This window comes from Nitrosopumilus sp. b1, from assembly GCF_014078545.1.
GTDB lineage: Archaea > Thermoproteota > Nitrososphaeria > Nitrososphaerales > Nitrosopumilaceae > PXYB01.
The window spans coordinates 1-877 of sequence record NZ_MU078812.1 but is presented as its reverse complement, the minus strand read 5'-3'; the positions used below and the strand labels follow the sequence as shown (position 1 = coordinate 877).

Genomic DNA, 877 nt, shown 5'->3' with positions numbered 1-877 from the left:
ATTAGCACAAAAATTAGAAGCACGAGACCTAATCTGTAAATTGGAATCAACTGATGATGGACTCTACATTTTAGTTAGAAGATTTCCTCCAAGAAAACAAAGAAAATGGTTATCAAAATCATGGACACCTAGGTTACTTTTTGCAATTGTAGTTTCATTTGTAATGATTGATGGATACTATAGAACACTTGGAACTAATGAAATAATTGAGATTGGAGACCCACTTGAGATGGCAGGAATTTACACTCTGTCATTGCTTGGAATTTTAGGGATTCATGAATTAGGACACATTGTTGCATCAAGGTGGCACAAACTAAAGACAACTTGGCCTTACTTTATTCCAGGAATTCCAGTATATGGGATTCCAACCTTTGGTGCATTCATTCAAGCAAGAGGACTAACAGTTAATCGAGAAATTTTATTTGATGTTGCAATTGCAGGACCAATTGCAGGTCTAGTAATTACAATTCTAGTTTCAATTTATGGAGCATATACTGCTCCTGTAATTCCAGTTGAGATGGCAGAACAGCTATACGAAGAGGCAAGATTAATTGAATGGAGCCAAGGTGAGCCACTACTATTAACTGCATCATTGGCAATGTTTGGAAAAGGAGGTCCAGGGCAAGAAGTCCTATTAACTCCGGTTTTGTTTGCAGCATGGATTGGATTTTTGATCACATTTCTCAACATGTTACCTGCATGGCAATTAGATGGGGGACATATGGCAAGAACATTGTTTGGTGAAAAATTACACAGATATTTGACTTTTGCAAGCATGGGAATTCTAGTTTTACTTGGATACTGGGTTATGGCGATGTTTATTTTGATTCTAAGCTCAAGAACACCTGGAGCTCAGCCACTAGATGATATTTCTCCA

1 protein-coding gene is annotated in these 877 nt (G+C 37.4%); it reads left to right on the top strand.

The window, feature by feature from the left end:
* On the top strand, nucleotides 1-877 hold an 877-nt coding region (locus C6988_RS11060; RefSeq protein WP_182135508.1), incomplete at both ends, for a site-2 protease family protein.